This window comes from Saccharopolyspora sp. 6M, assembly GCF_020176775.1.
Lineage (GTDB): Bacteria > Actinomycetota > Actinomycetes > Mycobacteriales > Pseudonocardiaceae > Saccharopolyspora_C > Saccharopolyspora_C gregorii.
Map to the genome: position 1 here is coordinate 1 of NZ_JAIUJZ010000255.1, position 3,334 is coordinate 3,334.

The window sequence follows — 3,334 nt, forward strand, 5'->3', positions numbered from 1 at the left end:
CCCAGGCACCCCCGCACCCGCAGCTCCACCCACCACGGCGACCACCCCGCGCCGCGGGCCAGCAGCGAGCACGGCACCAGCAGCACCCCCGCCAGCAGCTCGACCGCCCACAGCACCAGCAGCGGCACTCCCACCAGGGACCAACCCAGCCGCGCCAGCAGCGACACCGGGCCGTCCACCATCCGCGGCCACGACTCCAGCACCGCGTGCGCCCGCACCCGGCGCCGCCAGGGGAACCAGCGGATCGCGGCGGACCAGCAGCTCATCGACATGAGCGGGAATTCTCGCAGCCGGTGATCGGATCGTGTCGCGTTCGGTCTTTTCCGCACCCGGCCCCGCGGGTAAGGGTGGGGGCATGGCGCAGTGGACGACCTCCGACGTTCCCGACCAGCACGGCCGCACGGTGCTCATCACCGGCGCGAACTCCGGGCTGGGACTGCACTGCTCGCAGGTGCTGGCGACGCGCGGCGCGCGGGTGCTGATGGCCTGCCGCGACCCCGAACGCGGCCGGGAGGCGCAGCAGCGGGTCGCCGCCGACGCCGAGGTCGAACCGGAACTCGTCGAACTCGACCTCGCCGACCTGTCCTCGGTGCGCAAGGCCGCCGACCAGGTGCGGGAACGCACCGGCGACGGGCTCGACGTGCTGCTGAACAACGCGGGCATCATGGGCCCGCCGCTGGGCGCCACCCAGGACGGCTTCGAGCTGCAGATCGGCACCAACCACCTCGGGCACGCGGCGCTGACCTGGCTGCTGATGCCCGCGCTGCGCGACCGGCCCGACCCGCGGGTGGTCACGCTCTCCAGCATCGCGCACCGCGGCGGCTCGCTGGACCTCGACGACCTGAACTTCCACCGCCGCCGCTACTCGCCCAGCCGCGCCTACGCGCAGTCGAAGCTGGCGAACCTGCTGTTCGGCTTCGAGCTCGACCGCCGCGCCCGGCGGGCGGGGCTGCCGCTGCGCAGCGTCCTCGCCCACCCCGGGATGAGCAGCACCGAACTGGCGCTGAACTCGCTGCGCGCTCGCAGCCTGTCCGACCGCGTCACCGGCATCGCCCGGAAGGTCAACGGTCTCATCACGCAGTCCACCGAGCAGGGCGCGCTGCCGCAGCTCTACGCGGCCACCGCGCCCGGCGCGACCAGCGGCAGCTACTACGGGCCGAACGGGTTCGCCGAGATCCGCGGCTACCCGGCCCGCGCCAAGACCAGCACCGCCGCCCGGGACGCCGACACCGCGCGACGGCTGTGGAAACTCACCGAAGAGCTCACCGGAGTCACCGCCGACCCCGCCTGAACCCGGGTGTGGTGTACGGATCACCACGTCGCGCCCGTCGCGGTTTCGGGATGAACCGGCCGAGGGCGTAGCCTGAACGCGTGACTGCGGCGCCAGAGGGGCGGAAGTTGTTGCGTCTTGAAGTGCGCAACAGCCAGACGCCCATCGAGAAGAAGCCATCGTGGATCAAGACCCGCGCTCGGATGGGCCCCGAGTACCAGGAGCTCAAGGGTCTGGTCCGCCGGGAGGGTCTGCACACCGTCTGCGAGGAGGCGGGCTGCCCCAACATCTTCGAATGCTGGGAGGACCGGGAGGCCACCTTCCTCATCGGCGGTGATCAGTGCACCCGCCGCTGCGACTTCTGCCAGATCGACACCGGCAAGCCCGCGGAGCTCGACACCACCGAGCCGCGCAAGGTCGCCGAGTCGGTGCAGGCCATGGGGCTGCGCTACTCCACGGTGACCGGCGTCGCCCGGGACGACCTGCCCGACGGCGGGGCCTGGCTGTACGCGGAGACCGTGCGCCAGATCCACGACCTGAACCCGGGCACCGGCGTCGAGCTGCTCATCCCGGACTTCAACGCCGAGCCCGACCAGCTCGCCGAGGTCTTCGGCTCCCGGCCGGAGGTCCTCGCGCACAACCTGGAGACGGTGCCCAGCGTGTTCAAGCGGATGCGCCCCGCGTTCCGCTACGACCGCTCGCTGAAGGTGCTCAGCGAAGCCCGTGCGGCCGGTCTCGTCACCAAGTCCAACCTCATCCTCGGCATGGGCGAGAGCCCCGAGGAGGTGCGCCCCGCGCTGCAGGACCTGCACGACGCGGGTTGCGACATCATCACGATCACCCAGTACCTGCGGCCCAGCCCGCGCCACCACCCGGTGGACCGCTGGGTGAAGCCGGAGGAGTTCGTCGAGCACACGAAGGCCGCCGAGGAGATCGGCTTCCCCGGAGTGATGGCGGGTCCGCTGGTCCGATCCAGCTACCGCGCGGGCCGGCTCTACGCCAAGGCCACCCAGCACCGGGGCATGCCGCTGCCGGACAACCTCGCGCACCTCGCGAAGGCGCAGCCCGCCGCGCAGGAGGCCAGCAGCCTGCTCGCCCGCTGACGACCCCGCTGAACAGGTGTTTCACCGCCCGTCGCGCAGCACGCGCGGCGGGCGGTGCGCGTTTCCGCGGGCCAGGCCCACCGTGGTGGGGGCGCCGTGGAACCCCGCCGTATCCTGAACGGCATGGCCAACCAGGACAAGGCAGCCAAGAAGGCGGCGAAGAAGGAACGGCGCGCGGCCTTCCGCGGGCGCGTCGGGCAGATCTGGCAGGCGTTCCAGATGCAGCGCCGCGAGGACAAGCTGCTGCTGCCGCTGATGATCGGCATCTTCCTGGTCGTGGCCGTCGCGGTCTTCTTCATCGGCATGATCTGGAACCTGCACTGGGCGTTCCTGCCGGTCGGCATCGCGCTGGGCCTGCTCGGCGCCGTGATCCTGTTCGGCCGCCGGGTGCAGGCGACCGTCTACCGCAAGGCCGACGGCCAGCCGGGTGCGGCGGGTTGGGCGCTGGAGAACCTGCGCGGCAACTGGCGGCTCACCCAGGCGGTGGCCGGGACCGCGCAGCTCGACGCGGTGCACCGGCTGATCGGGCGCCCCGGCATCGTGCTGGTCGGCGAGGGCTCGCCGCACCGGGTGAAGTCGCTGATGGCGCAGGAGAAGAAGCGGGTGGCCCGGGTCGTCGGCGAAACCCCGATCTACGAGGTCCTCGTCGGCGGCGAGGAGGGCCAGGTGCTGCTGAGCAAGCTGCAGACGCACCTGATGAAGCTGCCCCGCAACATCAACGCCGGCCAGGTCGACTCGCTGGAGAACCGGCTGTCCGCGCTGGCCAGCCGCGGCAACGCGATGCCGAAGGGCCCGATGCCGCAGGGCGCCAAGATGCGCAACGTCCAGCGGGCCATGCGCCGCCGCTGAGCCCGTACCGACTTCGACGCGGGGGGGGGGGGGGGGGGGGGGGGGGGGGGGGGGGGGGGGGGGGCGGGGGCCGGGGGGGGGGGGGGGGGGCGCGCCCCCCCCCGCGCCCCGC

General features: G+C 72.7%; 3 protein-coding genes and 1 pseudogene. 3 read left to right on the forward strand and 1 reads right to left on the reverse strand.

Annotation, left to right across the window (positions count from 1 at the left end):
* Window positions 1-272: pseudogene (locus LCD31_RS26510) on the reverse strand (hypothetical protein); the annotation flags it as partial.
* Between the two features lie 83 nt (window positions 273-355).
* Between LCD31_RS26510 and LCD31_RS26515 the strand changes: the two are divergent.
* The 3 genes from LCD31_RS26515 to LCD31_RS26525 all read left to right on the forward strand — a co-directional run bounded on the left by LCD31_RS26515 (window position 356) and on the right by LCD31_RS26525 (window position 3,222).
* Window positions 356-1,291, forward strand: a complete 936-nt coding sequence (locus LCD31_RS26515) for an oxidoreductase (protein WP_224962500.1) — start codon at window positions 356-358, stop codon at window positions 1,289-1,291.
* Window positions 1,292-1,371: 80 nt separating this feature from the next.
* Window positions 1,372-2,373, forward strand: coding sequence for a lipoyl synthase (gene lipA / locus LCD31_RS26520; RefSeq protein WP_224962502.1), 1,002 nt, complete (start codon window positions 1,372-1,374; stop codon window positions 2,371-2,373).
* A 123-nt stretch (window positions 2,374-2,496) separates the two neighbouring features.
* Window positions 2,497-3,222 (forward strand): DUF4191 domain-containing protein, encoded by a 726-nt coding sequence (locus tag LCD31_RS26525; protein ID WP_224962504.1) that lies wholly within the window; start codon window positions 2,497-2,499, stop codon window positions 3,220-3,222.
* The last annotated feature ends 112 nt before the right edge of the window (window positions 3,223-3,334 follow it).

Bases quoted from the DNA above. Each gene is read 5' to 3' on its own strand.
- LCD31_RS26515 (WP_224962500.1), top strand. From the start codon at position 356: ATGGCGCAGTGGACGACCTCCGACGTTCCCGACCAGCACGGCCGCACG.
- LCD31_RS26525 (WP_224962504.1), top strand. From the start codon at position 2,497: ATGGCCAACCAGGACAAGGCAGCCAAGAAGGCGGCGAAGAAGGAACGG.